This is a genomic window from Streptomyces sp. NPDC031274 (assembly GCF_055570235.1).
On record NZ_JBVIHP010000004.1, the window covers coordinates 260,369 to 285,677 of the forward strand.

Annotated in this window: 24 protein-coding genes; 23 read left to right on the forward strand and 1 reads right to left on the reverse strand. The window is 69.6% G+C overall.

The features are described from left to right. Nucleotides 1-105: 105 nt before the first annotated feature. The 13 genes from ACZ5CR_RS09420 to nusB all read left to right on the forward strand — a co-directional run bounded on the left by ACZ5CR_RS09420 (nucleotide 106) and on the right by nusB (nucleotide 13,119). Entirely contained in the window at nucleotides 106-555 is a 450-nt protein-coding gene (locus ACZ5CR_RS09420; RefSeq protein WP_389914812.1) for a DUF948 domain-containing protein, read from the forward strand. Between the two features lie 7 nt (nucleotides 556-562). Then, nucleotides 563-928 carry a DUF6167 family protein gene (locus ACZ5CR_RS09425; protein ID WP_468855302.1) on the forward strand — a complete coding sequence of 122 codons (366 nt, stop codon included), beginning with the start codon at nucleotides 563-565 and terminating at the stop codon, nucleotides 926-928. Continuing rightward, a complete protein-coding gene (alaS, locus tag ACZ5CR_RS09430) occupies nucleotides 928-3,597 on the forward strand; it encodes an alanine--tRNA ligase (protein WP_468855305.1) in 2,670 nt (889 codons plus the stop codon). Before ACZ5CR_RS09425 ends, alaS begins: the two co-directional genes overlap by 1 nt. After that, on the forward strand, nucleotides 3,597-4,082 hold the full coding sequence (ruvX, locus tag ACZ5CR_RS09435) for a Holliday junction resolvase RuvX (RefSeq protein ID WP_468855308.1): 486 nt from the start codon (nucleotides 3,597-3,599) through the stop codon (nucleotides 4,080-4,082). Before alaS ends, ruvX begins: the two co-directional genes overlap by 1 nt. Nucleotides 4,083-4,206: 124 nt before the next feature. Then, nucleotides 4,207-5,970, forward strand: coding sequence for an endolytic transglycosylase MltG (gene mltG / locus ACZ5CR_RS09440; protein WP_468855309.1), 1,764 nt, complete (start codon nucleotides 4,207-4,209; stop codon nucleotides 5,968-5,970). Continuing rightward, nucleotides 5,970-6,803: a shikimate dehydrogenase gene (locus ACZ5CR_RS09445; RefSeq protein ID WP_468855311.1), complete on the forward strand. Its 834-nt coding sequence runs from the start codon at nucleotides 5,970-5,972 to the stop codon at nucleotides 6,801-6,803. The genes mltG and ACZ5CR_RS09445 overlap by 1 nt, the downstream gene beginning before the upstream one ends. Before the next feature lie 129 nt (nucleotides 6,804-6,932). Continuing rightward, nucleotides 6,933-8,117, forward strand: a complete 1,185-nt coding sequence (gene aroC, locus ACZ5CR_RS09450; RefSeq protein ID WP_389914797.1) for a chorismate synthase — start codon at nucleotides 6,933-6,935, stop codon at nucleotides 8,115-8,117. Beyond that, a complete protein-coding gene (locus tag ACZ5CR_RS09455; RefSeq protein ID WP_468855315.1) occupies nucleotides 8,114-8,629 on the forward strand; it encodes a shikimate kinase in 516 nt (171 codons plus the stop codon). The genes aroC and ACZ5CR_RS09455 overlap by 4 nt, the downstream gene beginning before the upstream one ends. Continuing rightward, complete coding sequence (gene aroB / locus ACZ5CR_RS09460) at nucleotides 8,626-9,738, forward strand: 3-dehydroquinate synthase (protein WP_468855316.1); 1,113 nt, start codon at nucleotides 8,626-8,628, stop codon at nucleotides 9,736-9,738. The genes ACZ5CR_RS09455 and aroB overlap by 4 nt, the downstream gene beginning before the upstream one ends. A gap of 160 nt (nucleotides 9,739-9,898) precedes the next feature. Next, on the forward strand, nucleotides 9,899-10,840 hold the full coding sequence (locus ACZ5CR_RS09465) for a Pro-rich N-terminal domain-containing protein (RefSeq protein WP_468855318.1): 942 nt from the start codon (nucleotides 9,899-9,901) through the stop codon (nucleotides 10,838-10,840). 108 nt (nucleotides 10,841-10,948) lie between these two features. Further along, entirely contained in the window at nucleotides 10,949-12,055 is a 1,107-nt protein-coding gene (locus ACZ5CR_RS09470) for a M24 family metallopeptidase (protein WP_468855321.1), read from the forward strand. Between the two features lie 60 nt (nucleotides 12,056-12,115). Further along, nucleotides 12,116-12,682 (forward strand): elongation factor P, encoded by a 567-nt coding sequence (gene efp / locus ACZ5CR_RS09475; protein ID WP_389914786.1) that lies wholly within the window; start codon nucleotides 12,116-12,118, stop codon nucleotides 12,680-12,682. A 2-nt stretch (nucleotides 12,683-12,684) separates the two neighbouring features. Continuing rightward, nucleotides 12,685-13,119, forward strand: a complete 435-nt coding sequence (nusB, locus tag ACZ5CR_RS09480) for a transcription antitermination factor NusB (RefSeq protein ID WP_468855324.1) — start codon at nucleotides 12,685-12,687, stop codon at nucleotides 13,117-13,119. 207 nt (nucleotides 13,120-13,326) lie between these two features. Here the strand turns inward: nusB and bldD are convergent, their stop codons facing one another. Then, complete coding sequence (gene bldD / locus ACZ5CR_RS09485; protein WP_135330908.1) at nucleotides 13,327-13,827, reverse strand: transcriptional regulator BldD; 501 nt, start codon at nucleotides 13,825-13,827, stop codon at nucleotides 13,327-13,329. 197 nt (nucleotides 13,828-14,024) lie between these two features. On the opposite strand from bldD, the gene pyrR reads away from it, so the two are divergent. The 10 genes from pyrR to gmk all read left to right on the forward strand — a co-directional run bounded on the left by pyrR (nucleotide 14,025) and on the right by gmk (nucleotide 25,295). After that, the gene (pyrR, locus tag ACZ5CR_RS09490) at nucleotides 14,025-14,597 is read left to right on the forward strand and encodes a bifunctional pyr operon transcriptional regulator/uracil phosphoribosyltransferase PyrR (protein WP_160503767.1); all 573 of its coding nucleotides are present in this window, start codon (nucleotides 14,025-14,027) and stop codon (nucleotides 14,595-14,597) included. Nucleotides 14,598-14,680: 83 nt separating this feature from the next. After that, complete coding sequence (locus tag ACZ5CR_RS09495) at nucleotides 14,681-15,667, forward strand: aspartate carbamoyltransferase catalytic subunit (RefSeq protein ID WP_453531144.1); 987 nt, start codon at nucleotides 14,681-14,683, stop codon at nucleotides 15,665-15,667. Nucleotides 15,668-15,671: 4 nt separating this feature from the next. After that, entirely contained in the window at nucleotides 15,672-16,961 is a 1,290-nt protein-coding gene (locus tag ACZ5CR_RS09500) for a dihydroorotase (protein ID WP_468855327.1), read from the forward strand. Then, a complete protein-coding gene (locus tag ACZ5CR_RS09505) occupies nucleotides 16,958-17,554 on the forward strand; it encodes a PH-like domain-containing protein (RefSeq protein ID WP_468855329.1) in 597 nt (198 codons plus the stop codon). The genes ACZ5CR_RS09500 and ACZ5CR_RS09505 overlap by 4 nt, the downstream gene beginning before the upstream one ends. Next, nucleotides 17,551-18,708 carry a glutamine-hydrolyzing carbamoyl-phosphate synthase small subunit gene (carA, locus tag ACZ5CR_RS09510; protein ID WP_468855331.1) on the forward strand — a complete coding sequence of 386 codons (1,158 nt, stop codon included), beginning with the start codon at nucleotides 17,551-17,553 and terminating at the stop codon, nucleotides 18,706-18,708. The genes ACZ5CR_RS09505 and carA overlap by 4 nt, the downstream gene beginning before the upstream one ends. Continuing rightward, nucleotides 18,701-22,009, forward strand: a complete 3,309-nt coding sequence (carB, locus tag ACZ5CR_RS09515; protein WP_468855334.1) for a carbamoyl-phosphate synthase large subunit — start codon at nucleotides 18,701-18,703, stop codon at nucleotides 22,007-22,009. The genes carA and carB overlap by 8 nt, the downstream gene beginning before the upstream one ends. A gap of 73 nt (nucleotides 22,010-22,082) precedes the next feature. Further along, a complete protein-coding gene (locus ACZ5CR_RS09520; protein WP_468855335.1) occupies nucleotides 22,083-23,189 on the forward strand; it encodes a quinone-dependent dihydroorotate dehydrogenase in 1,107 nt (368 codons plus the stop codon). Continuing rightward, the gene (pyrF, locus tag ACZ5CR_RS09525) at nucleotides 23,186-24,040 is read left to right on the forward strand and encodes an orotidine-5'-phosphate decarboxylase (protein WP_468855337.1); all 855 of its coding nucleotides are present in this window, start codon (nucleotides 23,186-23,188) and stop codon (nucleotides 24,038-24,040) included. Before ACZ5CR_RS09520 ends, pyrF begins: the two co-directional genes overlap by 4 nt. Nucleotides 24,041-24,339: 299 nt before the next feature. Continuing rightward, nucleotides 24,340-24,663: an integration host factor gene (locus tag ACZ5CR_RS09530; protein WP_005319887.1), complete on the forward strand. Its 324-nt coding sequence runs from the start codon at nucleotides 24,340-24,342 to the stop codon at nucleotides 24,661-24,663. 38 nt (nucleotides 24,664-24,701) lie between these two features. Next, the gene (gene gmk / locus ACZ5CR_RS09535) at nucleotides 24,702-25,295 is read left to right on the forward strand and encodes a guanylate kinase (RefSeq protein WP_468855339.1); all 594 of its coding nucleotides are present in this window, start codon (nucleotides 24,702-24,704) and stop codon (nucleotides 25,293-25,295) included. Nucleotides 25,296-25,309 lie beyond the last annotated feature (14 nt).

Sequence of the window (25,309 nt, forward strand, 5' to 3'; positions counted from 1 at the left end):
GACTGGTCCGACGCGGTAATGCGGTGCGGAGCCTCGGCCCCGGCGCGATAGGGTCGGGTGACGACTTTTCGATGTTCAGGGCCGATGTTCAGGGAGCGGTGCACAGTGTCGGGTGGCGAGGTGGCCGGGATCCTGGTGGCCGTCTTCTGGGCGATCCTGGTCTCCTTCCTGGCCGTGGCGCTGGTGAGACTGGCGCAGACGCTCAAGGCGACCACCAAGCTCGTCGCGGATGTGACCGAGCAGGCCGTCCCGCTCCTCGCGGACGCCTCCACCGCGGTGCGCTCCGCGCAGACCCAGATCGACCGGGTCGACGCCATCGCCTCCGACGTACAGGAAGTCACGTCGAACGCGTCCGCGCTCTCCTCGACGGTGGCCTCCACCTTCGGCGGGCCCCTCGTCAAGGTCGCGGCGTTCGGTTACGGGGTGCGCAGGGCCCTGGGCCGCAAGGCAGGACCCGAATCAAACAATGTGCCCCCGGCGCCCGCCCGACGTACCGTGATCGTGGGGCGAACCCTCCCCTCAGCGCGGCGGCGGGGCAAGCGGAAGAAGGACTGACGCAGCGATGTTCCGCCGTACGTTCTGGTTCACCGCGGGCGCCGCTGCCGGTGTGTGGGCCACCACCAAGGTCAACCGCAAGATCAAGCAACTGACCCCCGAGAGCCTCGCGGCGCAGGCCGCGAACAAGGCGGTCGAGGCGGGTCACAAGCTCAAGGACTTCGCTCTCGACGTCCGCGACGGCATGGCCCAGCGCGAGGCCGAACTGGGCGAGGCCCTCGGCCTCGACGCCCCGGTCGACCACGAACTCCCCGGGCAGCGCCGTGTGGTCGTGGCCATCGAGAACGCCAAGACCAGCAAGACCGACAAGAACAAGCAGGGCAAGTACCTCTCGCATTCGAAGTACTCGTACAACCGGAATGAGGACCACTGATGGAGTCGGCCGAGATTCGCCGCCGCTGGCTGAGCTTCTTCGAGGAGCGCGGGCACACCGTCGTCCCTTCGGCGTCGCTCATCGCGGACGACCCGACTCTGCTCCTCGTCCCCGCCGGCATGGTGCCCTTCAAGCCCTACTTCCTGGGTGAGGTCAAGCCGCAGTTCTCGCGCGCCACGAGCGTGCAGAAGTGCGTGCGTACGCCCGACATCGAAGAGGTCGGCAAGACCACGCGCCACGGCACGTTCTTCCAGATGTGCGGCAACTTCTCCTTCGGTGACTACTTCAAGGAAGGCGCCATCACGTACGCCTGGGAGCTGCTCACCAGCTCCGTGGCGGACGGTGGCTACGGCCTCGACCCCGAGCGCCTCTGGGTGACGGTCTACCTCGACGACGACGAGGCCGAGACCATCTGGCGCGAGAAGGTGGGCGTCCCCGCCGAGCGCATCCAGCGCCTGGGCAAGAAGGACAACTACTGGTCCATGGGCGTCCCCGGACCCTGCGGCCCCTGCTCCGAGATCAACTACGACCGCGGCCCCGAGTTCGGCGTCGAGGGCGGCCCGGCCGTCAACGACGAGCGCTACGTGGAGATCTGGAACCTGGTCTTCATGCAGTACGAGCGCGGTGAGGGCACATCGAAGGACGACTTCGAGATCCTCGGCGAGCTGCCCAGCAAGAACATCGACACCGGCCTCGGTCTCGAACGTCTCGCCATGATCCTGCAGGGCGTACAGAACATGTACGAGACCGACACCCTGCGCGTGATCATGGACACGGCCACCGAGCTGACCGGCGTGCGGTACGGCGCCGAGCAGGGTTCGGACGTCTCCCTGCGCGTCGTCGCCGACCACATGCGCACGTCCGTGATGCTCATCGGCGACGGCGTCACGCCCGGCAACGAAGGCCGCGGTTACGTACTGCGCCGCATCATGCGCCGCGCCATCCGCAACATGCGTCTGATGGGCGCCACGGGCCCGGTCGCCGCCGAGCTCGTGGACACCGTCATCAAGTCGATGGGCGAGCAGTACCCCGAGCTCCGATCCGACCGCAAGCGCATCGAGACGGTCGCGCTCGCCGAAGAGGCCGCTTTCCTCAAGGCCCTCAAGGGCGGCACGAACATCCTCGACACCGCCGTCACCGAGACCAAGACCGCCGGTGGCAAGGTCCTCTCCGGCGACAAGGCCTTCCTGCTGCACGACACGTGGGGCTTCCCGATCGACCTCACCCTGGAGATGGCCGCCGAACAGGGCCTGACCGTGGACGAGGACGGCTTCCGGCGCCTGATGAAGGAGCAGCGGGAGCGGGCCAAGGCCGACGCCCAGGCCAAGAAGACCGGCCACGCCGATCTGCACGCCTACCGCGAGATCGCCGACAACTCCGGCGCCACCGACTTCACCGGCTACACCCTCACCGAGAACGAGGCCGTCATCGTCGGCCTCCTGGTCAACGGCGTCTCGTCCCCCGCCGCCCGCGAGGGCGACGAGGTCGAGGTCGTCCTCGACCGCACCCCCTTCTACGCCGAGGGCGGCGGCCAGATCGCCGACTCCGGCCGGATCCGCCTCGACAACGGCGCGGTCGTCGAGATCCGTGACGTGCAGAAGCCGGTCCCCGGCGTGCACGTCCACAAGGGTGTCGTCCAGGTCGGCGAGATCACCGTCGGCGACCAGGTCTGGGCCTCCATCGACGTGCACCGCCGTCGTGCCATCGCCCGCGCCCACTCCGCCACGCACCTCACGCACCAGGCGCTGCGCGACGCACTCGGCCCGACGGCCGCCCAGGCCGGTTCCGAGAACCAGCCGGGCCGCTTCCGCTTCGACTTCGGCTCCCCGTCGGCCGTGCCCACGGCCGTCATGACGGACGTCGAGCAGAAGATCAACGAAGTACTCGCGCACGAACTCGACGTGCAGGCCGAGGTCATGTCGATCGACGATGCCAAGAAGCAGGGCGCCATCGCCGAGTTCGGCGAGAAGTACGGCGAGCGGGTGCGCGTGGTCACCATCGGCGACTTCTCCAAGGAGCTGTGCGGCGGCACGCACGTGCACAACACCGCCCAGCTCGGCCTGGTGAAGCTGCTCGGCGAATCGTCCATCGGCTCGGGCGTGCGCCGTATCGAGGCCCTGGTCGGCGTCGACGCGTACAACTTCCTCGCCAAGGAGCACACCGTCGTCGCCCAGCTCCAGGAGCTGGTCAAGGGCCGTTCCGAGGAGTTGCCCGAGAAGGTCTCCGCCATGCTCGGCAAGCTGAAGGACGCCGAGAAGGAGATCGAGAAGTTCCGCGCGGAGAAGGTCCTGGCGGCCGCCGCCGGTCTCGTCGACCAGGCCAAGGACGTACGAGGCATCGCTCTCGTCACCGGTCAGGTGCCGGACGGCACGGGCGCCGACGACCTGCGCAAGCTGGTCCTCGACGTACGCCACCGCATCCCCGGCGACCGCCCGGCCGTGGTGGCCCTGTTCACGACGGCCAATGGCCGCCCGCTGACGGTCATCGCCACGAACGAAGCCGCCCGCGAGCGTGGTCTCAAGGCGGGTGACCTCGTCCGTACGGCCGCCAAGACCCTCGGTGGCGGTGGCGGCGGCAAGCCGGACGTCGCCCAGGGCGGCGGCCAGAACGCCGCGGCCATCGGCGACGCCATGGCCGCCGTCGAACGCCTCGTGGCAGAGACGGCCTGATGTCCGACTCCGAGGGGGGCATGCGCAGGGGCCGGCGGCTGGCCATCGATGTCGGCGATGCCCGGATCGGGGTCGCCTCGTGCGACCCCGACGGGATCCTCGCCACGCCGGTGGAGACGGTGCCGGGACGCGATGTCCCGGCCGCGCGGCGCCGCCTGAAGCAGCTCGTCGACGAGTACGAACCGATCGAGATCGTCGTCGGACTCCCTCGCTCCCTCAACGGGGGCGAGGGCCCGGCGGCGGCCAAGGTCCGCGCGTTCGTCCAGGACCTCGCCCGCTCGGTGGCCCCCATTTCGGTGAGGCTCGTGGACGAGAGGATGACCACAGTGACGGCCAGTCAGGGGCTGCGCGCCTCAGGCGTGAAGTCCAAAAAGGGCAGGTCTGTCATCGATCAGGCGGCGGCCGTCATCATCCTTCAGCAGGCCCTTGAGTCCGAACGGGCGTCAGGCAATGCCCCGGGCGAGGGCGTCGAAGTGGTCATCTGATCGCGATACGGTAACGTTCCGCGCGATGCGGCGGTGTTCGAACAGCTGGCGCACAGCAGCAAGAGGCGGAACGGTTGCCCGATCACTCAGACGGCGACCCCGCCTCGCGGCATGTAGGGGATCGATGACTGAGTATGGCCGGGGCCCAGGCTCCGAACCGTGGCATCCCGAGGACCCGTTGTACGGGGACGGCGGATGGGGAGGACAGCAGGCCTCCGCCGGTCCGTCCTCCTACGGCGGCCAGGGGCAGTACTACCCTCAGCAGCCGCAGCAGCATGCGCAGTACGACGACTGGAACACGGGCGGGCAGCAGGCTTACGGCCAGCAGCAGTACGGCGGCCCTGTCGGGCAGCAGCAGTACAACGGCAATCCGGAGCAGCAGTACGGCGGGGGCCCGCAGCAGCAGTACAACGGCAGTCCCGAACCTCAGTACGGCGGGGGCCCGGAGCCGCAGTACGGCGGGAGTCCGGAGCAGCCGTACAACGGCGGCTGGGACAACGGGCACCAAGGCCAGGTCCCGTACGGCGCCGATCCGTCGGACCCCTACGGCAACCAGTCCGGCGGCTACGGCGCGGAGAGCCCCGACTACTACGGAACCCCCGACGCGTACCCCCCGCCGGAGCCGCCGTCCCGCCGCCGTGCCGACCCTGAGCCGCAGCAGGACTGGGATCCGGGTCCGGACCAGGGCGAACACGCCTTCTTCTCCGGCGCCGATGATGACGAGGACGAGGACGACGATCCGCCGGGGCGCCGTGGTGGGCGCGGGGACCGTCGAGGCGGACGGGGTGGCAAGAAACCGAAGAAGCGCAGGAGTGGCTGCGCGTGCCTGGTCGTGACGCTGGTCTTCGGTGGCGGTCTCGGCGGGGTCGGCTATTTCGGCTATCAGTTCTACCAGGACCGATTCGGTACGGCGCCGGATTTCGCGGGCGAAGGCACCGGAACCGCCACCGTCGACATCCCCAAGGATTCCGGCGGCTATGTGATCGGCCAGAAACTGAAGGAAGCCGGAGTCGTTAAGAGCGTGGACGCTTTTGTGTCCGCGCAGGCGCAGAACTCCAGTGGCACTTCCATTCAGGCCGGCGTCTATACCCTGAAGAAAAAGATGTCGGCCAAGAGCGCCGTAGAGCTGATGCTCAGCCCGAAGAGCCGCAATAACCTCATCATTCCCGAGGGTAAGCGGAATTCGTGGGTCTACAAGCAGATCGATACGCGCCTGAAGCTCGAAAAAGGCACGACCGAGGGCGTCGCCAAGAAGGAATGGAAGACGCTCGGCCTTCCTGACTGGGCGAACACCAACAAGGACATCAAGGATCCGCTCGAAGGTTTCCTCTACCCCTCCAGCTATCCGGTCGCCAAGGGGCAGAAGCCTGAGGCCGTCCTCAAGGACATGGTCTCCCACTCGGCCGAGCGGTACGACGAGTTGGGCCTCAAGGCGAAGGCCGCCGAGCTGAACCTGAAGGACCCGCTGCAGGTGCTCACGGTGGCGAGCCTGGTCCAGGCGGAAGGCAAGTACAAGCACGACTTCGAGAAGGTCGCGACGGTCGTCTACAACCGGCTCAAGCCGAACAACACCGAGACCTACGGGCTTCTGGATTTCGACTCGACGGTGAACTACGCCAAGGCCGAAAGTACCCTGGACACCGGCACGGTCGACGATCTGCGCAAGTTCAACGACCCGTACAACACGTACAAGATCAAGGGCCTGCCTCCCGGGCCGATCGGTAACCCCGGAGACGAGGCGCTCAAGTCCGCGATCAGTCCGGCCAAGGGGAACTGGTACTACTTCGTCTCCATCAACGCGGACAAGACGCTGTTCGCCGAGACGAACGAGCAGCACGAGCAGAACCGTAAGAAGTACCGCGAAGAACAGAAGAAGAATTCCGGCTGATGAGCACAAAACGCCGAGCCGCAGTCCTCGGCTCACCCATCGCCCACTCCCTTTCCCCGGTGCTGCACCGCGCCGCATACGGGGAGCTGGGCCTGGTCGACTGGACGTACGACCTGTTCGACGTCGACGAGGTGGCCCTGCCCGTCTTCCTGAAGGGCCTCGGTCCCGAGTGGGCCGGGCTCTCGCTGACGATGCCGCTCAAGCGCGCGGTGATCCCGCTGCTCGACGAGATCAGCGAGACGGCCGCCTCCGTCGAGGCGGTCAACACCGTCGTGTTCACGGAGGACGGCCGTCGCGTCGGTGACAACACCGACATCCCCGGCATCGTCGCCGCCCTGCGGGAACGCGGCATCGAGCAGGTCGAGTCGGCCGCGATCCTCGGCGCGGGCGCCACCGCGTCGTCCGCGCTCGCCGCGCTGGCGCGGATCTGCACGGGCGAGGTCGTCGCGTACGTACGCAGCGAGGCGCGCGCCGCCGAGATGCGGCAGTGGGGCGAGCGGCTCGACGTGGAGGTGCGGACGGAGGACTGGGCGGACGCCGAGCGCGCGCTGAGCGCGCCGCTGGTGATCGCCACGACGCCGGCGGGTGCGACCGACGCGCTCTCGGCCGCCGTGCCGGAGCGCCCCGCGACCCTCTTCGACGTCCTGTACGACCCGTGGCCCACCACTCTGGCGGCCCGCTGGTCGATGTACGGCGGTGCCGTCGTCAGCGGGCTCGACCTGCTCGTGCACCAGGCCGTGCTGCAGGTCGAGCAGATGACCGGGCACGCGTCCGCGCCGCTGGCCGCGATGCGCAAGGCCGGGGAACACGCGCTGGCCGCGCGCCAGGACTGACCCCGAGCCGTCCGCTTTCTGGACCGGAGGCCGGGTCCCGCCCTCCGACGTGGGAGGATCAGGGTGGCGGGCCAGGGCCGCGCACCCGGTCGCGCCACGCAGTTCCAGGCGCGAGCATGAGGAGCACCGTTGAGCAGGTTGCGTTGGCTGACCGCGGGAGAGTCCCACGGACCCGCACTTGTCGCGACGCTGGAGGGTCTTCCCGCCGGCGTGCCGATCACCACGGAGATGGTGGCGGACCACCTGGCCCGGCGGCGCCTCGGCTATGGGCGCGGTGCGCGCATGAAGTTCGAGCGCGACGAGATCACCTTCCTCGGCGGCGTCCGGCACGGCCTGAGCATGGGCTCGCCGATCGCGATCATGGTGGGCAACACCGAGTGGCCCAAGTGGGAACAGGTCATGGCGGCCGACCCGGTCGACCCCGAGATCCTCGCCGACCTGGCCCGCAACGCCCCGCTGACCCGGCCCCGGCCTGGCCACGCGGACCTCGCGGGCATGCAGAAGTACGGCTTCGACGAGGCCCGGCCGATCCTGGAGCGCGCCTCGGCCCGTGAGACCGCGGCCCGCGTCGCGCTCGGCGCGGTCGCCCGCTCGTACCTCAAGGAGACGGCCGGGATCGAGATCGTCAGCCACGTCACGGAACTGGCGGCGGCCAAGGCGCCCTACGGCGTCTACCCCACCCCGGCCGATGTCGAGAAGCTCGACGCCGACCCGGTGCGCTGCCTCGACGCGGACGCGAGCAAGGCGATGGTCGCCGAGATCGACCAGGCCCACAAGGACGGCGACACCCTGGGGGGTGTGGTCGAGGTCCTGGCGTACGGCGTGCCCGTCGGCCTCGGCTCGCACGTGCACTGGGACCGGCGGCTCGACGCGCGGCTCGCCGCCGCGCTCATGGGTATCCAGGCCATCAAGGGCGTCGAGGTCGGCGACGGCTTCGACCTGGCGCGGGTGCCGGGCTCCAAGGCGCACGACGAGATCGTCTCCACCGACGACGGCATCCGGCGCACCTCGGGCCGCTCCGGCGGCACCGAGGGCGGCCTGACCACCGGCGAACTGCTCCGCGTGCGCGCCGCGATGAAGCCCATCGCGACCGTGCCGCGCGCGCTGGCCACCATCGACGTCGCCACCGGCGAGGCCACCAAGGCCCACCACCAGCGCTCCGACGTGTGTGCGGTCCCGGCCGCGGGCATCGTCGCCGAGGCCATGGTCGCGCTGACCCTGGCCGACGCCGTCGCCGAGAAGTTCGGCGGCGACAGCGTGCCCGAGACCCGGCGGAACGTCGCGTCGTACCTCGACAACCTGCAGATCCGGTGACCGGCCCGCAGATCGTTCTGGTCGGGCCGATGGGCGTGGGCAAGTCGACGGTGGGCGCACTGCTCGCCGAGCGCCTCGGCACCGTCTACCGCGACACCGACGCCGACATCGTTCTCGTACAGGGCCGGGAGATCTCGGACATCTTCCTGGACGAGGGGGAGGCGCACTTCCGTGACCTGGAGCGGGAGGCCGTGCGTACGGCGCTCGCCGAGCACGCGGGGATCCTCGCTCTCGGCGGGGGCGCGATCCTCGACGACTCGACCCGCGCGCTTCTCGCACCGCACCCCGTCGTCTATCTCTCGATGGACGTCGAGGAGGCGGTCAAGCGCACCGGCCTGAACGTCGCGCGCCCCCTGCTCGCGGTCAACCCGCGCAAGCAGTGGCGCGCACTGATGGACGCCCGCCGCCACTTGTACGCCGAAGTCGCCCGCGCCGTCGTCGCCACCGACGACCGCACCCCCGAAGAGGTCGCCCAAGCGGTCCTCGACGCACTGGAGTTGAAGGAAGCATGACGGAGATGGCCGAGACGTCGGGGCAGACGCCCACCCGCATCCAGGTCGGCGGCACCGCGGGCACCGAGCCGTACGAGGTGCTCGTCGGACGGCAGCTCCTCGGTGAACTGCCCGGCCTGATCGGCGAGCGCACCAAGCGCGTCGCGATCATCCACCCCGAGGCGCTCGCCGAGACGGGCGAGGCGCTGCGCGAGGACTTGGCGGGCCAGGGCTTCGAGGTCGTCGCCATCCAGGTGCCGAACGCGGAGGAGGCCAAGACCGCCGAGGTCGCCGCGTACTGCTGGAAGGCGCTCGGCCAGTCCGGCTTCACCCGCAGCGACATCATCATCGGTGTCGGCGGCGGAGCCACCACGGACCTCGCCGGGTTCGTGGCCGCGACCTGGCTGCGCGGGGTCCGCTGGATCGCCGTGCCGACCACCGTGCTCGGCATGGTGGACGCCGCGGTCGGCGGCAAGACCGGCATCAACACCGCCGAGGGCAAGAACCTCGTCGGCTCCTTCCACCCGCCCACCGGCGTGCTGTGCGACCTCGCCGCGCTCGACTCGCTGCCGGTCAACGACTTCGTGTCGGGCCTCGCGGAGATCATCAAGGCAGGCTTCATCGCCGACCCGGCGATCCTCGAACTGATCGAGGAGGACCCGCAGGCGGCGCGCAGCCCGCAGGGCCCGCACACCGCCGAGCTGATCGAGCGCTCCATCAAGGTCAAGGCCGAAGTCGTCTCCGGCGACCTCAAGGAGTCGGGCCTGCGCGAGATCCTCAACTACGGCCACACCCTCGCCCACGCCATCGAGAAGAACGAGCGCTACAAGTGGCGGCACGGCGCCGCCGTCTCCGTGGGCATGGCCTTCGCGGCCGAACTCGGCCGCCTCGCAGGACGCCTCGACGACGCGACCGCCGACCGGCACCGCGCCGTCCTGGAGTCGGTCGGCCTGCCCCTGAGCTACCGCTACGACCAGTGGCCCAAGCTCCTGGAGACCATGAAGGTCGACAAGAAGTCCCGCGGTGACCTGCTGCGTTTCATCGTCCTCGACGGCCTCGGCAAGCCCGCCGTCCTGGAGGGACCCGACCCCGCGGTGCTGCTCGCCGCGTACGGCGAAGTGGCGAACTAGCGCTCAGCAGCGCCGAATCGGCCCATCGGAACAAGCCACGGGCACCCTGCGGCCTCCCCGGCCGTTCACACAACGTCGGCCGGGGGCGGTACCGTTCGGTAACGGGTGGCCCCGGCCGCCGCCCGACCAGCGTCAGTCGCACGAGACGGAGTGGCACCGGATGCAGCACGCAGTGGGGTCTCCGCTGCCGCCGCCCCATCAGCCGGGGCACGGATCAGCCACCGGCTGGTCCCCGGCCGCACACCACCCGAGCGGTCCGCCGCCGGGTGCCGCGCCGGGCGGCCCACCGCCTCCCGCGCCGGGTTTCGCCGGCGCCCCGCACCCACCGGGCACGGCCCCGCATCCGCAGGGACCGGGCCCGCATCCGCAGGGTCCGGCCGCGCACCCGCACGCCCCGGTGCCGGGAGCCCCGCAGCACCATCACGTGCCGGGTGGTGCCCCCGTGCCGCCGACCCCGGACACGACGGGCCACATCCAGCTGCCGCCCGGCGGCCCCGTGGCCATGCCGAGCCCCCCGCCCGGCACGGCCCAGGCGGACAGCGGCGCCACCACCCTCGCCGTCCTCCTGATCGGCCCCGCGGGCGCGGGCAAGACGAGCGTCGCCAAGTTCTGGGCGGAGCACCGCCGGGTGCCGACCGCCCACATCAGCCTCGACGACGTACGCGAATGGGTCCGCTCGGGGTTCGCGGACCCCCAGTCCGGCTGGAACGACCACTCCGAGGCGCAGTACCGCCTGGCCCGCCGCACCTGCGGCTTCGCCGCACGGAACTTCCTGGCCAACGGCATCTCGTGCATCCTCGACGATGCGGTGTTTCCCGACCGCCCGGTCGTCGGCCTCGGCGGCTGGAAGCGTCATGTGGGTCCAGGGCTGCTGCCGGTGGTCCTGCTGCCCGGCCTGGAGATCGTCCTGGAGCGCAACGCCGAGCGCAGCGGCAATCGCCGCCTCACGGACGAGGAAGTGGCCCGCATCCACGGCCGCATGGCGGGCTGGTACGGCTCCGGGCTTCCCATCATCGACAATTCCCAGCTGGACGTCCCGGCCACCGCCCGCGTCCTGGACGACGTGCTCGCACGCTCCATCGCGAGCCCGCCGCAGTGGTAGGCCCGTCCGCCTCCGTATGCCCCCGGGTATGCCCCCAGGAAAGTCCTGGACCGCTCGGTCGGACGCGCTGAACCGGCCGTCCCGCGCCGCCGCTCATAGGCTCGTCCCATGTCAGAGGTGTACGCGGCCCGCCGTGAGCGGCTGAGGGAGCGCTGTGCCGCAGGTGGCAGCGCGTCGGCGTTGGTGTCCCGTCCCGCCAACGTGCGGTATCTCGCGGGAGCGGCGCCGCACGGCTCCGTGCTCCTGCTGGGCAGCAGCGAGGATCTGCTGCTGTGCGGCGGTCCGCTCGGTGACGGGCAGGGCGAGGGGCGGCCCGACGCGGGTCTTCGGGTGCAGCTGCTCGACGCGTCAAGTGGGGATCCGGCCGTCGCGGGTGCCGATCTCGCGGCCGCGCAGGGTGCCGATTCGCTGGCCATCGAGGAGCACGACCTCACGGTCGCCCGGCATCGCGCGCTTGGCTCCGTCGCGCCGCGGCTGCGGCTCGCGGACCTCGGGGGAGCGGTCGAACAACTGCGCCTCGTCAAGGACGAGGAGGAGATCTCCTGCCTGCGGATCGGCTCCGAGATCGCCGACCAGGCGCTCGGTGAGCTGCTCGAATCCATTCTGGTGGGGCGTACGGAACGCCATCTCGCCCTGGAACTCGAGCGCCGTCTCGTGGACCACGGCGCGGACGGGCCCGCCTTCCCGACCTCCGTGGGCACCGGGCCGAACTCCGGCCGCGGCGCGCACCGGCCGTCGGACCGGCGGGTGGAGGAAGGAGATTTCCTCTCCGTGTGCCTGGGGGCCAGCTACCGCGGCTACCGTTGCGAGATCGGACGTACATTCGTCATCGGTACGTCTCCCGCGGACTGGCAGATCGATCTCTACGACCTCGTCTTCGCCGCTCAGCGGGCGGGCAGGGAGGCTCTCGCACCAGGTGCGCCCTACCGCGACATCGACCGCGCGGCCCGCCACGTACTGGACTCCGCAGGGTATGCGGACGGTCTCCCTGCGTTGATGGGGCATGGGGTGGGGCTCGAAATCGACGAGGACCCGCAGTTGGCGCCCGCGGCCATGGGTAAACTGGACGCTTGCGTGCCGGTCACCGTCGAACCGGGGGTTCACATCCCGGGACGGGGTGGTGTCCGGATCGATGACACGCTCGTCGTGCGCCCCGAGGCGGACGGCGGACCCGAGCTACTCACCATCACGACCAAGGAGCTGCTCGCGCTCTAGCTTTTCGAGCTGTGCGCGTGCGCCGGGGTCGTCCACGTCAGTCCAGGAGATTCCGCAACCGTGGCTTCCACGAACGACCTCAAGAACGGCCTGGTGCTCAAGCTCGACGGGGGCCAGCTCTGGTCCGTCGTCGAGTTCCAGCACGTCAAGCCCGGCAAGGGCCCCGCCTTCGTGCGCACCAAGCTCAAGAACGTGCTGTCCGGCAAGGTCGTCGACAAGACCTTCAACGCCGGCGTCAAGGTCGACACGGCGACGATCGACAAGCGCGACATGCAGTTCTCCTACATGGACGGCGACTACTTCGTCTTCATGGACATGGAGACGTACGACCAGCTGCACGTCGACCGCAAGTCCGTCGGTGACGCCGCCAACTTCCTGATCGAGGGCTTCACGGCCTCCGTCGCGCAGCACGACGGCTCGGTCCTCTTCGTCGAGCTGCCCGCCGCGGTCGAGCTCGTCATCCAGGAGACCGAGCCCGGTGTCCAGGGCGACCGCTCCACGGGTGGCACCAAGCCCGCGACGCTGGAGACCGGCCACCAGATCCAGGTCCCGCTCTTCATCACCACGGGCGAGAAGATCAAGGTCGACACCCGTGACAGTGGCTACCTCGGCCGGGTGAACAGCTAACCGTGGCTGCTCGGAATACGGCCCGCAAGCGCGCCTTCCAGATCCTCTTCGAGGCCGACCAGCGTGGTGCCGACGTAGTGACGGTCCTCGCGGACTGGGTGCGTCACTCGCGGTCCGACACCCGGCAGCCGCCGGTGAGCGAGTACACGATGGAGCTGGTCGAGGGGTACGCGCAGCACGCGCGCCGCATCGACGAGCTGATCTCGCAGTACGCCGTCGCGTGGACCCTGGACAGGATGCCGGTCGTCGACCGCAACATCCTGCGGCTCGGTGCCTACGAGCTGATCTGGGTCGACGAGACGCCGGACGCCGTGGTCATGGACGAGTCCGTGCAGCTCGCCAAGGAGTTCTCCACGGACGACTCGCCGTCCTTCGTGAACGGACTGCTCGGCCGCTTCAAGGACCTGAAGCCGACCCTGCGCCGCGACGAGGCGTAAGGCCGCGACACGGCGAGGCGCGAGCCTCCAACGCCGCTCAGAGGGCCCGCAGCGACGCGCTGCGGGCCCTCTGGCGTTCCTTGGGGCCCCTGGTGCCTCTGTGTCCTCTGAGGGCTCAGAGGCGTACGTAGAACGCCGGGGTGGCCGGAACCCCATCGGTTCCGGCCACCCCGGCGTTACGTTTCTGCTCAGCTCTCCCTTGAGGGATCAGACGTCGTCGTGGGCGACGGCGCGGCGCGCGTCCGCGTCCAGGACGCCCCAGCTGATCAGCTGCTCGGTGAGAACCGAGGGCGACTGGTCATAGATCACGGCGAGAGTGCGCAGGTCGTCCTGGCGGATCGAGAGCACCTTGCCGTTGTAGTCACCGCGCTGCGACTGGATCGTGGCCGCGTAACGCTGCAGCGGTCCCGCCTTCTCGGCCGGGACGTGCGCCAGGCGCTCGAGGTCGAGCACGAGCTTGGGCGGCGGCTCGGCCGCACCGCCCGGGGCGGTGCCGGGCAGCAGCTCCTGAACCGGGACTCCGTAGAAGTCCGCCAGCTCGGCGAGGCGCTGTACGGTCACGGCGCGGTCGCCGCGTTCGTACGAACCGACCACGACCGCCTTCCAGCGTCCCTGGGACTTTTCCTCGACACCGTGGAGGGAAAGGCCCTGCTGGGTACGGATGGCGCGGAGCTTGGCCCCGAGCTGTTTGGCGTATTCGCTGGACATATAGCTCCCCGGACGAAGAACGGTAACTCACTGTGAGGTTACGCAGCGTTACTTGGGTGCGTCAAGCCGAATGGTCCGTACCGCCCCCTCCCAGGGGGTCGTGACCGGGGGTGTTGCCGGTGCTGGTAACGTGGATGGCGCAATTTCGACGTCCTTTAAGGTCCGTCCCGTGAGGCGGAGAAGGAGGTCCGTTTCATATGGACTCGCACGACACGAACGAATCCGATGTCGCCAGGCCCGTGCTCGAAGGCCCGGACATCGCACGGGTGTTGACCCGTATCGCACACGAGATCGTCGAGCGCGCCAAAGGCGCCGAAGACGTGGTGCTGCTCGGCATTCCCACCCGCGGTGTCTTCCTCGCCCGGCGCCTCGCCGAGAAGCTCGAAGAAATCACCGGACGCACGATCCCGGTTGGCTCACTCGACATCACGATGTACCGCGACGATCTGCGCATGCACCCGCCGCGCGCACTCGCCCGCACCGAGATCCCCGGTGACGGCATCGACGGCCGCCTCGTCGTCCTCGTGGACGACGTGCTCTTCTCCGGCCGTACCATCCGCGCGGCCCTCGACGGCCTGAACGACATCGGCCGTCCGCGCGCCGTGCAGCTCGCCGTCCTTGTCGACCGCGGCCACCGCGAACTTCCGATCCGCGCCGATTACGTCGGCAAGAACCTCCCCACGTCGCTGCGGGAGACGGTCAAGGTCCAGCTCGCCGAGGAGGACGGCCGCGACGCCGTGCTGCTCGGCGCCAAGCCCGCTTCCGCGTAGGCCCGGCTTCCTCCACGGGGCACCGGGGCACACCCCTGCGCGCCCGCGTGCCCGCACACCTCCACATGACGGAGTACACCCAGATGATGCGACACCTCATCTCGGCCGCCGACCTCACCCGCGACGACGCCGTTCTCATCCTCGACACCGCCGAGGAAATGGCCCGGGTCGCCGACCGGCCGATCAAGAAACTGCCCGCGCTGCGCGGCCGCACGATCTGCAACCTGTTCTTCGAGGACTCGACGCGGACCCGGATCTCCTTCGAGGCCGCAGAGAAGCGCCTCTCCGCCGACGTCATCAACTTCGCCGCCAAGGGCTCCAGCGTCTCCAAGGGGGAGTCCCTCAAGGACACCGCCCAGACCCTGGAGGCGATGGGCGTCGACGCCGTCGTCATCCGGCACGGCGCGTCCGGCGCCCCCTACCGCCTCGCCACCTCCGGCTGGATCGACGCCCCGGTGATCAACGCGGGCGACGGCACCCACCAGCACCCCACGCAGGCACTGCTCGACGCCTTCACCATGCGGCGCCGCCTCGTCGGCAGGGACGCGGGCCTGGGCAAGGACCTGAACGGCAAGCGCATCACGCTCGTCGGCGACGTCCTGCACAGCCGGGTCGCGCGCTCGAACGTCGACCTCCTGCACACCCTGGGCGCCGAGGTCACCCTCGTCGCCCCGCCCACGCTCGTGCCGGTCGGCGTGGACACCTGGCCCTGCGACGTCTCGTACGACCTGGACCGTGTGCTCCCGAAGTCCGACGCCGTGATGATGCTGCGCGTGCAGCGCGAGCGCATGAACGCCGCGTTCTTCCCCACCGAGCGCGAGTACTCGCGCCGCTACGGCCTCGACGGCGAGCGCATGGCGAAGATGCCCGAGCACGCCATCGTGATGCACCCCGGGCCGATGGTCCGCGGCATGGAGATCACCGCCGAGGTCGCCGACTCCGACCGCTGCACGGTCATCGAGCAGGTCGCCAACGGCGTCCACACCCGGATGGCCGTTCTCTACCTGCTCCTGGGCGGCAACGAACCCGCCGTCACCCACACGCGCCCCACCGGTTCCGAGGAGAAGTAAAACCATGAGCAAGACCCTGATCCGTGGTGCGAAGGTGCTCGGCGGCGAGCCGCAGGACGTCCTGATCGACGGCGAGACGATCCTCGAGGTGGGGACCGGCATCGAGACCGGTGACGACGTGACCGTCGTCGAGGCCGAGGGCAAGATCCTGCTGCCCGGCCTCGTCGACCTCCACACCCACCTGCGCGAGCCCGGCCGCGAGGACTCCGAGACCGTCCTGACCGGCACGCGCGCCGCCGCCTCCGGTGGCTACACCGCCGTGTTCGCCATGGCCAACACCTTCCCCGTCGCCGACACCGCCGGTGTCGTCGAGCAGGTCTACCGCCTCGGCCAGGAGGGCGGATACGCGGACGTCCAGCCGATCGGCGCCGTCACCGTCGGCCTCGAGGGCAAGAAGCTCGCCGAGCTCGGCGCCATGCACGAGTCCGCGGCCGGTGTCACCGTCTTCTCCGACGACGGCAAGTGCGTCGACGACGCCGTGATCATGCGCCGCGCCCTGGAGTACGTGAAGGCGTTCGGCGGCGTGGTCGCCCAGCACGCGCAGGAGCCGCGCCTCACCGAGGGCGCCCAGATGAACGAGGGCGTCGTCTCCGCGGAGCTCGGTCTCGGCGGCTGGCCCGCCGTCGCCGAGGAGTCGATCATCGCGCGTGACGTGCTGCTCGCCGAGCACGTCGGTTCGCGGGTGCACATCTGCCACCTGTCGACAGCGGGCTCCGTCGAGATCGTGCGCTGGGCCAAGTCGCGCGGCATCGACGTGACCGCGGAGGTCACCCCGCACCACCTGCTCCTGACCGACGAGATGGTCCGCTCGTACAACCCGGTCTACAAGGTCAACCCGCCGCTGCGCACCGAGCGCGACGTCATGGCGCTGCGCGAGGCCCTGGCCGACGGCACGATCGACATCGTCGCCACCGACCACGCCCCGCACCCGCACGAGGACAAGGACTGCGAGTGGGCCGCGGCCGCCATGGGCATGGTGGGCCTGGAGACCGCGCTCTCCGTCGTCCAGCAGACGATGGTCGAGACGGGCCTGCTCACCTGGGCCGCGGTCGCCGACCGGATGTCCGTCAAGCCCGCCGAGATCGGCCGGGCGAAGGGCCACGGACGTCCCGTCTCGGCAGGTGAGCCCGCGAACCTCACGCTTCTCGATCCGGCTTACCGTGGTGTCGTGGACCCCGCGGGCTTCGCCTCGCGCAGCGGCAACACCCCCTACGAGGGCCGTGAGCTGCCGGGCCGCGTGACGCACACGTGGCTGCGGGGCCGCGCCACGGTCGTCGACGGGAAGCTCGCGTGACATCTCTGATCTCCACCGCCGCAGGAAGTGCCGTCACCTTCGCCGCCGAGAAGAAGTCGGCTGACGTGACGGACTGGGCAGCCCGCGCGGGCTGGGTCGTCGGCCTGCTGCTCTTCATCGCGCTCGTCTACTGGCTGATGCGCGAGGGCTGGAAATGGCGCGGCACGCTCCAGGGCGACCTGCCGGAGCTGCCCAGCGCGCCGAGCGAGCCGGGCCCGGCGAAACTTGAGCTGAGCGGCCGCTACCACGGCTCCACGACGGCAGGGCAGTGGCTCGACCGCATCGTGGCGCACGGCCTCGGCACCCGCAGCCGCGTGGAGCTGACGCTCACGGACGCGGGCCTCGATGTCGTACGCCCCGGGGCAGCCGACTTCTTCGTCCCGGCCGCACAGCTGCGCGAGGCCCGCCTCGACAAGGGCATCGCGGGAAAGGTCCTCGCGGAGGGCGGTCTGCTGATCGTCACCTGGGAGCACGGCGAGAAGCGACTCGACTCCGGCTTCCGCTCGGACCACGCGGCCGAACAGGCTGAGTGGGTCGAGGCCATCAACAACATGATCCATACGACCAGCACGACGGAAGGCACCGCACGATGACGACCTCCACAAGGGGAGCCAGCAAGGTTCCCGCCGTACTCGTCCTGGAGGACGGCCGCATCTTCCGCGGCCGCGCCTACGGGGCCGTGGGGGAGACCTTCGGCGAAGCGGTGTTCTCCACCGGCATGACCGGCTACCAAGAGACCCTCACCGACCCCTCGTACCATCGCCAGGTCGTCGTCATGACGGCCCCGCACGTCGGCAACACGGGCGTGAACGACGAGGACGACGAGTCCGCCCGCATCTGGGTCTCCGGCTACGTCGTGCGCGACCCCGCGCGCGTGTCATCGAACTGGCGCGCCAAGCGCTCGCTCGACGAGCAGCTCGCGAACCAGGGCGTCGTCGGCATCTCCGGCATCGACACCCGCGCCCTCACCCGCCACCTGCGCGAGCGCGGCGCGATGCGCGTCGGCATCTTCTCCGGCGATGCCTTCGCCGGCGTCGGCGACGACGCCCTGCTCGCCAAGGTGCAGGCGTCCCCGCAGATGAAGGGCGCCGACCTCTCCGCCGAGGTGGCCACCAAGGAGACGTACGTCGTCCCCGCGATCGGCACCAAGAAGTTCACGGTCGCCGCCGTGGACCTCGGCATCAAGGGCATGACCCCGCAGCGCATGGCCGAACGCGGCATCGAGGTGCACGTCCTGCCCGCCACCGCCACGGTGGAAGACGTGTACGCGGTCAACCCTGACGGCGTGTTCTTCTCCAACGGCCCCGGCGACCCGGCCACCGCGGACCACCCCGTCTCCGTCATGCGGGGCGTGCTCGAACGCAGGACGCCGCTGTTCGGCATCTGCTTCGGCAACCAGATCCTCGGCCGCGCCCTCGGCTTCGGCACCTTCAAGCTGAAGTACGGCCACCGCGGCATCAACCAGCCGGTGCAGGACCGCACGACCGGCAAGGTCGAGGTCACCGCGCACAACCACGGCTTCGCCGTCGACGCGCCCCTCGACAAGGTCTCGGACACCCCCTTCGGGCGCGCCGAGGTCTCCCACGTGTGCCTGAACGACCAGGTGGTGGAGGGGCTTCAGCTGCTCGACCAGCCGGCCTTCAGCGTCCAGTACCACCCCGAGGCGGCCGCGGGCCCGCACGACGCCGCGTACCTCTTCGACCGCTTCGTATCCCTGATGACCGCAGAAGGAGCCCAGCGTGCCTAAGCGCACCGATATCCAGTCCGTCCTGGTCATCGGCTCCGGCCCGATCGTCATCGGCCAGGCAGCGGAGTTCGACTACTCCGGCACCCAGGCCTGCCGCGTCCTGAAGGCCGAGGGCCTGCGCGTCATCCTGGTGAACTCCAACCCGGCGACGATCATGACCGACCCGGAGATCGCCGACGCCACGTACGTCGAGCCGATCACCCCCGAGTTCGTCGAGAAGATCATCGCCAAGGAGCGCCCCGACGCGCTGCTCCCGACCCTCGGCGGCCAGACCGCGCTCAACACCGCGATCTCCATGCACGAGCAGGGCGTCCTGGAGAAGTACGGCGTCGAGCTCATCGGCGCCAACGTCGAGGCGATCAACAAGGGCGAGGACCGCGACCTCTTCAAGGGCGTCGTCGAAGAGGTCAACAAGAAGATCGGGCACGGCGAGTCCGCCCGCTCGTACATCTGCCACTCCATGGACGACGTCCTCAAGGGCGTCGACGAGCTCGGCGGCTACCCCGTGGTCGTCCGCCCCTCCTTCACCATGGGCGGCGCCGGTTCCGGCTTCGCGCACGACGAGGAGGAGCTGCGCCGCATCGCGGGGCAGGGCCTCACGCTCTCGCCGACCACCGAGGTGCTCCTGGAGGAGTCCATCCTCGGCTGGAAGGAGTACGAGCTGGAGCTGATGCGCGACAAGAACGACAACGTCGTGGTCGTCTGCTCCATCGAGAACTTCGACCCGATGGGCGTGCACACCGGCGACTCGATCACCGTCGCGCCCGCGATGACGCTGACCGACCGCGAGTACCAGACGCTGCGTGACGTCGGCATCGCGATCATCCGCGAGGTCGGCGTCGACACCGGCGGCTGCAACATCCAGTTCGCCATCGACCCGACGGACGGCCGGGTCATCGTCATCGAGATGAACCCGCGCGTCTCGCGGTCGTCGGCGCTCGCCTCGAAGGCCACCGGCTTCCCGATCGCGAAGATCGCCGCGAAGCTCGCCGTCGGCTACACGCTCGACGAGATCCCGAACGACATCACCGAGAAGACCCCGGCCTCCTTCGAGCCGACGCTCGACTACGTAGTGGTCAAGGCCCCGCGTTTCGCCTTCGAGAAGTTCCCCTCGGCGGACTCGACCCTGACGACCACCATGAAGTCGGTCGGCGAGGCCATGGCGATCGGCCGCAACTTCACCGAGGCGCTGCAGAAGGCCCTGCGGTCCCTGGAGAAGAAGGGTTCGCAGTTCACCTTCGTGGGCGAGCCCGGTGACAGGGCGGAGCTGCTCGAAGAGGCGGTCCGGCCGACCGACGGGCGCATCAACTCCGTCATGCAGGCCATCCGCGCCGGCGCCACCCCCGAGGAGGTCTTCGAGTCCACGAAGATCGACCCGTGGTTCGTCGACCAGCTCTTCCTGATCAAGGAGATCGCGGACGAGCTCGCCGCAGCCGAGCGCCTGGACGCCGAACTCCTTGCCGAGGCCAAGCGGCACGGCTTCTCCGACCACCAGATCGCCGAGATCCGCGGCCTGCGCGAGGACGTCGTCCGCGAGGTCCGGCACGCCCTCGGGGTCCGCCCGGTCTACAAGACGGTCGACACCTGCGCCGCCGAGTTCGCCGCGAAGACGCCGTACTTCTACTCCTCGTACGACGAGGAGAACGAGGTCGCCAAGCGCGAGAAGCCCGCGGTCATCATCCTGGGCTCGGGCCCCAACCGCATCGGCCAGGGCATCGAGTTCGACTACTCCTGCGTCCACGCCTCCTTCGCGCTGAGCGACGCGGGCTACGAGACCGTGATGGTCAACTGCAACCCGGAGACCGTCTCCACGGACTACGACACCTCCGACCGTCTGTACTTCGAGCCGCTGACGCTCGAGGACGTCCTGGAGATCGTCAACGCCGAGGCGCAGGCAGGGCCGATCGCGGGTGTCGTCGTCCAGCTCGGCGGCCAGACCCCGCTCGGCCTCGCACAGGCGCTCAAGGACAACGGCGTCCCGGTCGTGGGCACACCGCCCGAGGCCATCCACGCCGCCGAGGACCGCGGCGCCTTCGGCCGCGTGCTCGCCGAGGCCGGTCTCCCCGCGCCCAAGCACGGCACCGCCACCACCTTCGACGAGGCCAAGGCCATCGCCGACGAGATCGGCTACCCCGTCCTCGTCCGCCCGTCGTACGTGCTCGGCGGCCGCGGCATGGAGATCGTGTACGACGAGACCCGCCTCTCCGCGTACATCGAGGAGTCGACCGAGATCAGCCCCTCGCGTCCGGTGCTCGTCGACCGCTTCCTCGACGACGCGATCGAGATCGACGTGGACGCGCTCTACGACGGCCACGAGCTCTACCTCGGCGGTGTCATGGAGCACATCGAGGAGGCCGGTATCCACTCCGGCGACTCCGCGTGCGCGCTGCCCCCGATCACGCTCGGCGGCTACGACATCAAGCGCCTGCGGGCCTCCACGGAGGGCATCGCCAAGGGCGTCGGCGTGCGCGGTCTGATCAACATCCAGTTCGCGATGGCCGGGGACATCCTCTACGTCCTCGAGGCCAACCCGCGTGCCTCGCGCACCGTCCCCTTCACCTCGAAGGCCACCGCGGTGCCGCTCGCCAAGGCCGCGGCGCGCATCTCCCTCGGCGCGACCGTCGCCGAGCTGCGCGCCGAGGGCATGCTCCCGGCGACCGGTGACGGCGGCACGCTGCCGATGGACGCGCCGATCTCGGTGAAGGAGGCCGTCATGCCGTGGTCGCGCTTCCGCGACATCCACGGACGTGGCGTCGACACCATCCTCGGCCCGGAGATGCGCTCCACCGGTGAAGTCATGGGCATCGACTCGGTGTTCGGCACGGCGTACGCCAAGTCGCAGGCGGGCGCGTACGGTCCGCTGCCGACCAAGGGCCGTGCCTTCATCTCCGTCGCCAACCGCGACAAGCGTTCGATGATCTTCCCGGCGCGTGAACTGGTCGCGCACGGCTTCGAGTTGCTCGCCACGTCCGGCACGGCCGAGGTGCTCAAGCGCAACGGCATCAACGCCACGGTCGTGCGCAAGCAGAGCGAGGGCGAGGGCCCGAACGGCGAGAAGACGATCGTCCAGCTCATCCACGACGGCGCGGTCGACCTCATCATCAACACCCCGTACGGCACGGGTGGCCGCCTCGACGGCTACGACATCCGTACGGCCGCCGTGTCCCGCTCCGTGCCCTGCCTGACCACGGTCCAGGCGCTCGCCGCCGCAGTCCAGGGCATCGACGCGCTCAACCACGGGGACGTGGGCGTCCGTTCACTCCAGGAACACGCGGAGCATCTGACCGCGGCCCGCGACTAGCAGCCCACCAGGGGGACACCGATCCGGTGTCCCCCTTCTGCTGAGGACCCCTGAGGACCCCGAGGACATCTCCATGTACAAATTCTTCTTCAACCTCGTCTTCAAGCGCATGGACCCGGAGCAGGCCCACCACATGGCCTTCCGCTGGATCCGGCTCGCGGCCCGCGTCCCGGTGCTGCGCACCTTCGTCGCGGCCGTGCTCGCGCCGCGCCACAAGGAGCTGCGCACCGAGGCCTTCGGTCTTCGGATGCACGGGCCCTTCGGCCTCGCGGCGGGCTTCGACAAGAACGCCGTCGCGATCGACGGCATGTCGATGCTGGGCTTCGACCACATCGAGATCGGCACCGTCACGGGGGAGCCGCAGCCCGGCAACCCCAAGCAGCGTCTCTTCCGCCTCGTGCCGGACCGTGCGCTGATCAACCGCATGGGTTTCAACAACGAGGGCTCGGCGGCCGTAGCCGAGCGCCTGGGCGCCCGCAGGGCCGTCTTCAAGACGGTCGTGGGCGTCAACATCGGCAAGACCAAGGTCGTCCCCGAGGAGGAGGCGGCCGCCGACTACGTGAAGTCGACCGAGCGGCTCGCCGCCCACGCCGACTACCTCGTGGTGAACGTGTCGTCCCCGAACACCCCGGGCCTGCGCAACCTCCAGGCTACGGAGTCGCTGCGCCCGCTGCTCACCGCCGTACGCGAGGCGGCCGACCGGAGCGTCACCGGGCGGCGCGTGCCGCTCCTGGTGAAGATCGCCCCCGACCTCGCGGACGAGGACATCGACGCGGTGGCCGACCTGGCCGTCGACCTCGGCCTTGACGGCATCATCGCCACGAACACGACCATCGCGCGCGAGAGCCTCGGTCTGCGGTCCGAGGCATCGCTCCACGGCGAGACCGGCGGCCTGTCCGGAGCGCCCCTCAAGGAACGCTCCCTGGAGGTCCTGCGCCGCCTCTACGCGCGCGTGGGCGACCGCATCACGCTGGTGGGCGTCGGCGGCGTCGAGAACGCCGAGGACGCCTGGCAGCGGATCCTCGCGGGCGCCACCCTGGTGCAGGGCTACAGCGCGTTCATCTACGAAGGGCCCTTCTGGGGCCGCGCGATCCACAAGGGGCTCGCCGCCCGTCTGAACACCTCCCCGTACGCCACGCTCGCCGAGGCCGTCGGCGCAGACGTAAGGAAGCCCGCATGACCAGCAAGAGTGCCCTCGAACCCTTCGGTACGCGCCTTCGCCACGCCATGGACGAGCGCGGGCCGCTCTGCGTCGGCATCGACCCGCACGCCTCCCTGCTGTCCGCCTGGGGCCTGAACGACGACGTCGCGGGCCTGGAGAAGTTCACGGCGACGGTCGTCGAGGCGCTGGCCGGCACGGTGGCGGTCTTCAAGCCGCAGAGCGCGTTCTTCGAGCGCTTCGGCTCGCGCGGCATCGCCGTCCTGGAGAAGGCGGTGCAGGAGCTGCGCGCGGCCGGGGCCCTGGTGGTCATGGACGCCAAGCGCGGAGACATCGGCTCGACGATGGCCGCGTACGCGGAGACCTTCCTGCACAAGGACTCGCCGCTCTTCAGCGACGCCCTCACGGTCTCGCCCTACCTCGGCTACGGCTCGCTGAAGCCGGCCGTCGACCTCGCGCGCGAGAACGGCACCGGGCTCTTCGTGCTCGCCCTCACCTCCAACCCCGAGGGCGCCGAGGTGCAGCACGCGGTGCGCGAGGACGGCCGCACGATCGGCGCGACGATGCTCGGGCACCTGGCGGCCGAGAACGCGGGTGCGGAGCCCCTGGGGTCCTTCGGGGCCGTCGTCGGGGCGACGCTGGGGGACCTCTCCTCCTACGACCTCGCGGTCAACGGTCCGCTGCTCGCCCCCGGCATCGGTGCGCAGGGTGCCACCCCGGCGGATCTGCCGGGCGTCTTCGGAGACGTCGTACGCAATGTGGTGCCCAGCGTCAGCCGGGGTGTCCTGCGCGAGGGTCCCGATGTCGTGGGCCTTCGGGTCGCGGCGAGCCGGTTCGCGGACGAGATCCGTGAGGCCGTCGCCTCGGCATGAGGGTGTCCGCGGGGGTGCCCTGAGGGTGTTTTTCCGCCTTCGAAGGACGTGTCCGGCCACGTCCTCACGTTTCGCTGATGGCTCACCGGGCCAAATCCGGGGTGAAATGCCCGAAATGTACATCTCGGTAGAGGCTGACCAGGACTTTTCGTCTGTTCTCGCTGACTCTGGCGGCCATGCCCGCTAGTCTCCGACGAGAGCGAACGGGCAAGCGCTTTGCACGTTGCTCACCAGGTGTGGGGCGACTAGGTTCCTCACCGGTCCGTATCCGACAGTTCGACATCCGAGGTGACGTAGGCGTGGCTCTTCCGCCCCTTACCCCTGAACAGCGCGCAGCCGCGCTCGAAAAGGCCGCCGCGGCTCGCCGGGAGCGGGCCGAGGTCAAGAATCGACTCAAGCACTCCGGCGCCTCCCTTCATGAGGTCATCAAGCAGGGTCAGGAGAACGATGTCATCGGCAAGATGAAGGTCTCCGCTCTCCTGGAGTCCCTGCCGGGCGTGGGCAAGGTCCGCGCCAAGCAGATCATGGAGCGTCTTGGCATCTCCGAAAGCCGCCGTGTGCGCGGTCTCGGCTCCAATCAGATCGCCTCTTTGGAGCGTGAGTTCGGTGGTGGCGCTGCCTGACGTTCTCAGGCACTCCTGAGAACCTGGATAATCGCTGCATGGCTGCAACATCCCGGGGGACGACCCCCGTGCCCCCGGACGTACGTCCGCGGCTGACCGTGCTCTCCGGCCCCTCCGGGGTCGGCAAGAGCACGGTCGTCGCTCATATGCGCAAGGAACACCCCGAGGTCTGGCTCTCGGTCTCGGCCACCACGCGGAAGCCGCGCCCCGGCGAGAAGCACGGTGTGCACTACTTCTTCGTCTCCGACGAAGAGATGGACAAGCTGATCGCCAACAGCGAGCTGCTCGAGTGGGCCGAGTTCGCGGGCAACCGCTACGGCACGCCTCGGGGGGCCGTCATCGAGCGCCTGGAGGCGGGCGAGCCCGTCCTTCTGGAGATCGATCTGCAGGGCGCACGCCTGGTCCGCGAGTCGATGTCCGAGGCGCAGCTGGTCTTCCTCGCCCCGCCGAGCTGGGAGGAGCTGGTCCGCCGGCTCACCGGCCGGGGGACCGAGGAGCCCGTGGTGATCGAGCGCAGGCTCGCCGCGGCAAAGATCGAACTCGCGGCCGAGGCCGAGTTCGACACCACCCTGGTCAATACCTCCGTCGAGGACGTGGCGCGCGAGCTGCTAGCCTTGATGAAAGTTGTTTGATCTTCTTCATCCTC

Excerpts from the sequence above, each read along its gene's own strand:
- ruvX (WP_468855308.1), top strand. The coding sequence starts at position 3,597 with ATGTCCGACTCCGAGGGGGGCATGCGCAGGGGCCGGCGGCTGGCCATC.
- ACZ5CR_RS09465 (WP_468855318.1), top strand. The coding sequence starts at position 9,899 with ATGCAGCACGCAGTGGGGTCTCCGCTGCCGCCGCCCCATCAGCCGGGG.
- ACZ5CR_RS09445 (WP_468855311.1), top strand. The coding sequence starts at position 5,970 with ATGAGCACAAAACGCCGAGCCGCAGTCCTCGGCTCACCCATCGCCCAC.
- gmk (WP_468855339.1), top strand. The coding sequence starts at position 24,702 with ATGGCTGCAACATCCCGGGGGACGACCCCCGTGCCCCCGGACGTACGT.
- carA (WP_468855331.1), top strand. The coding sequence starts at position 17,551 with ATGACGACCTCCACAAGGGGAGCCAGCAAGGTTCCCGCCGTACTCGTC.
- alaS (WP_468855305.1), top strand. The coding sequence starts at position 928 with ATGGAGTCGGCCGAGATTCGCCGCCGCTGGCTGAGCTTCTTCGAGGAG.
- pyrF (WP_468855337.1), top strand. The coding sequence starts at position 23,186 with ATGACCAGCAAGAGTGCCCTCGAACCCTTCGGTACGCGCCTTCGCCAC.
- ACZ5CR_RS09520 (WP_468855335.1), top strand. The coding sequence starts at position 22,083 with ATGTACAAATTCTTCTTCAACCTCGTCTTCAAGCGCATGGACCCGGAG.
- ACZ5CR_RS09425 (WP_468855302.1), top strand. The coding sequence starts at position 563 with ATGTTCCGCCGTACGTTCTGGTTCACCGCGGGCGCCGCTGCCGGTGTG.
- ACZ5CR_RS09470 (WP_468855321.1), top strand. The coding sequence starts at position 10,949 with ATGTCAGAGGTGTACGCGGCCCGCCGTGAGCGGCTGAGGGAGCGCTGT.
- ACZ5CR_RS09500 (WP_468855327.1), top strand. The coding sequence starts at position 15,672 with ATGAGCAAGACCCTGATCCGTGGTGCGAAGGTGCTCGGCGGCGAGCCG.
- bldD (WP_135330908.1), bottom strand. The coding sequence starts at position 13,827 with ATGTCCAGCGAATACGCCAAACAGCTCGGGGCCAAGCTCCGCGCCATC.
- pyrR (WP_160503767.1), top strand. The coding sequence starts at position 14,025 with ATGGACTCGCACGACACGAACGAATCCGATGTCGCCAGGCCCGTGCTC.
- aroB (WP_468855316.1), top strand. The coding sequence starts at position 8,626 with ATGACGGAGATGGCCGAGACGTCGGGGCAGACGCCCACCCGCATCCAG.
- mltG (WP_468855309.1), top strand. The coding sequence starts at position 4,207 with ATGACTGAGTATGGCCGGGGCCCAGGCTCCGAACCGTGGCATCCCGAG.
- ACZ5CR_RS09495 (WP_453531144.1), top strand. The coding sequence starts at position 14,681 with ATGATGCGACACCTCATCTCGGCCGCCGACCTCACCCGCGACGACGCC.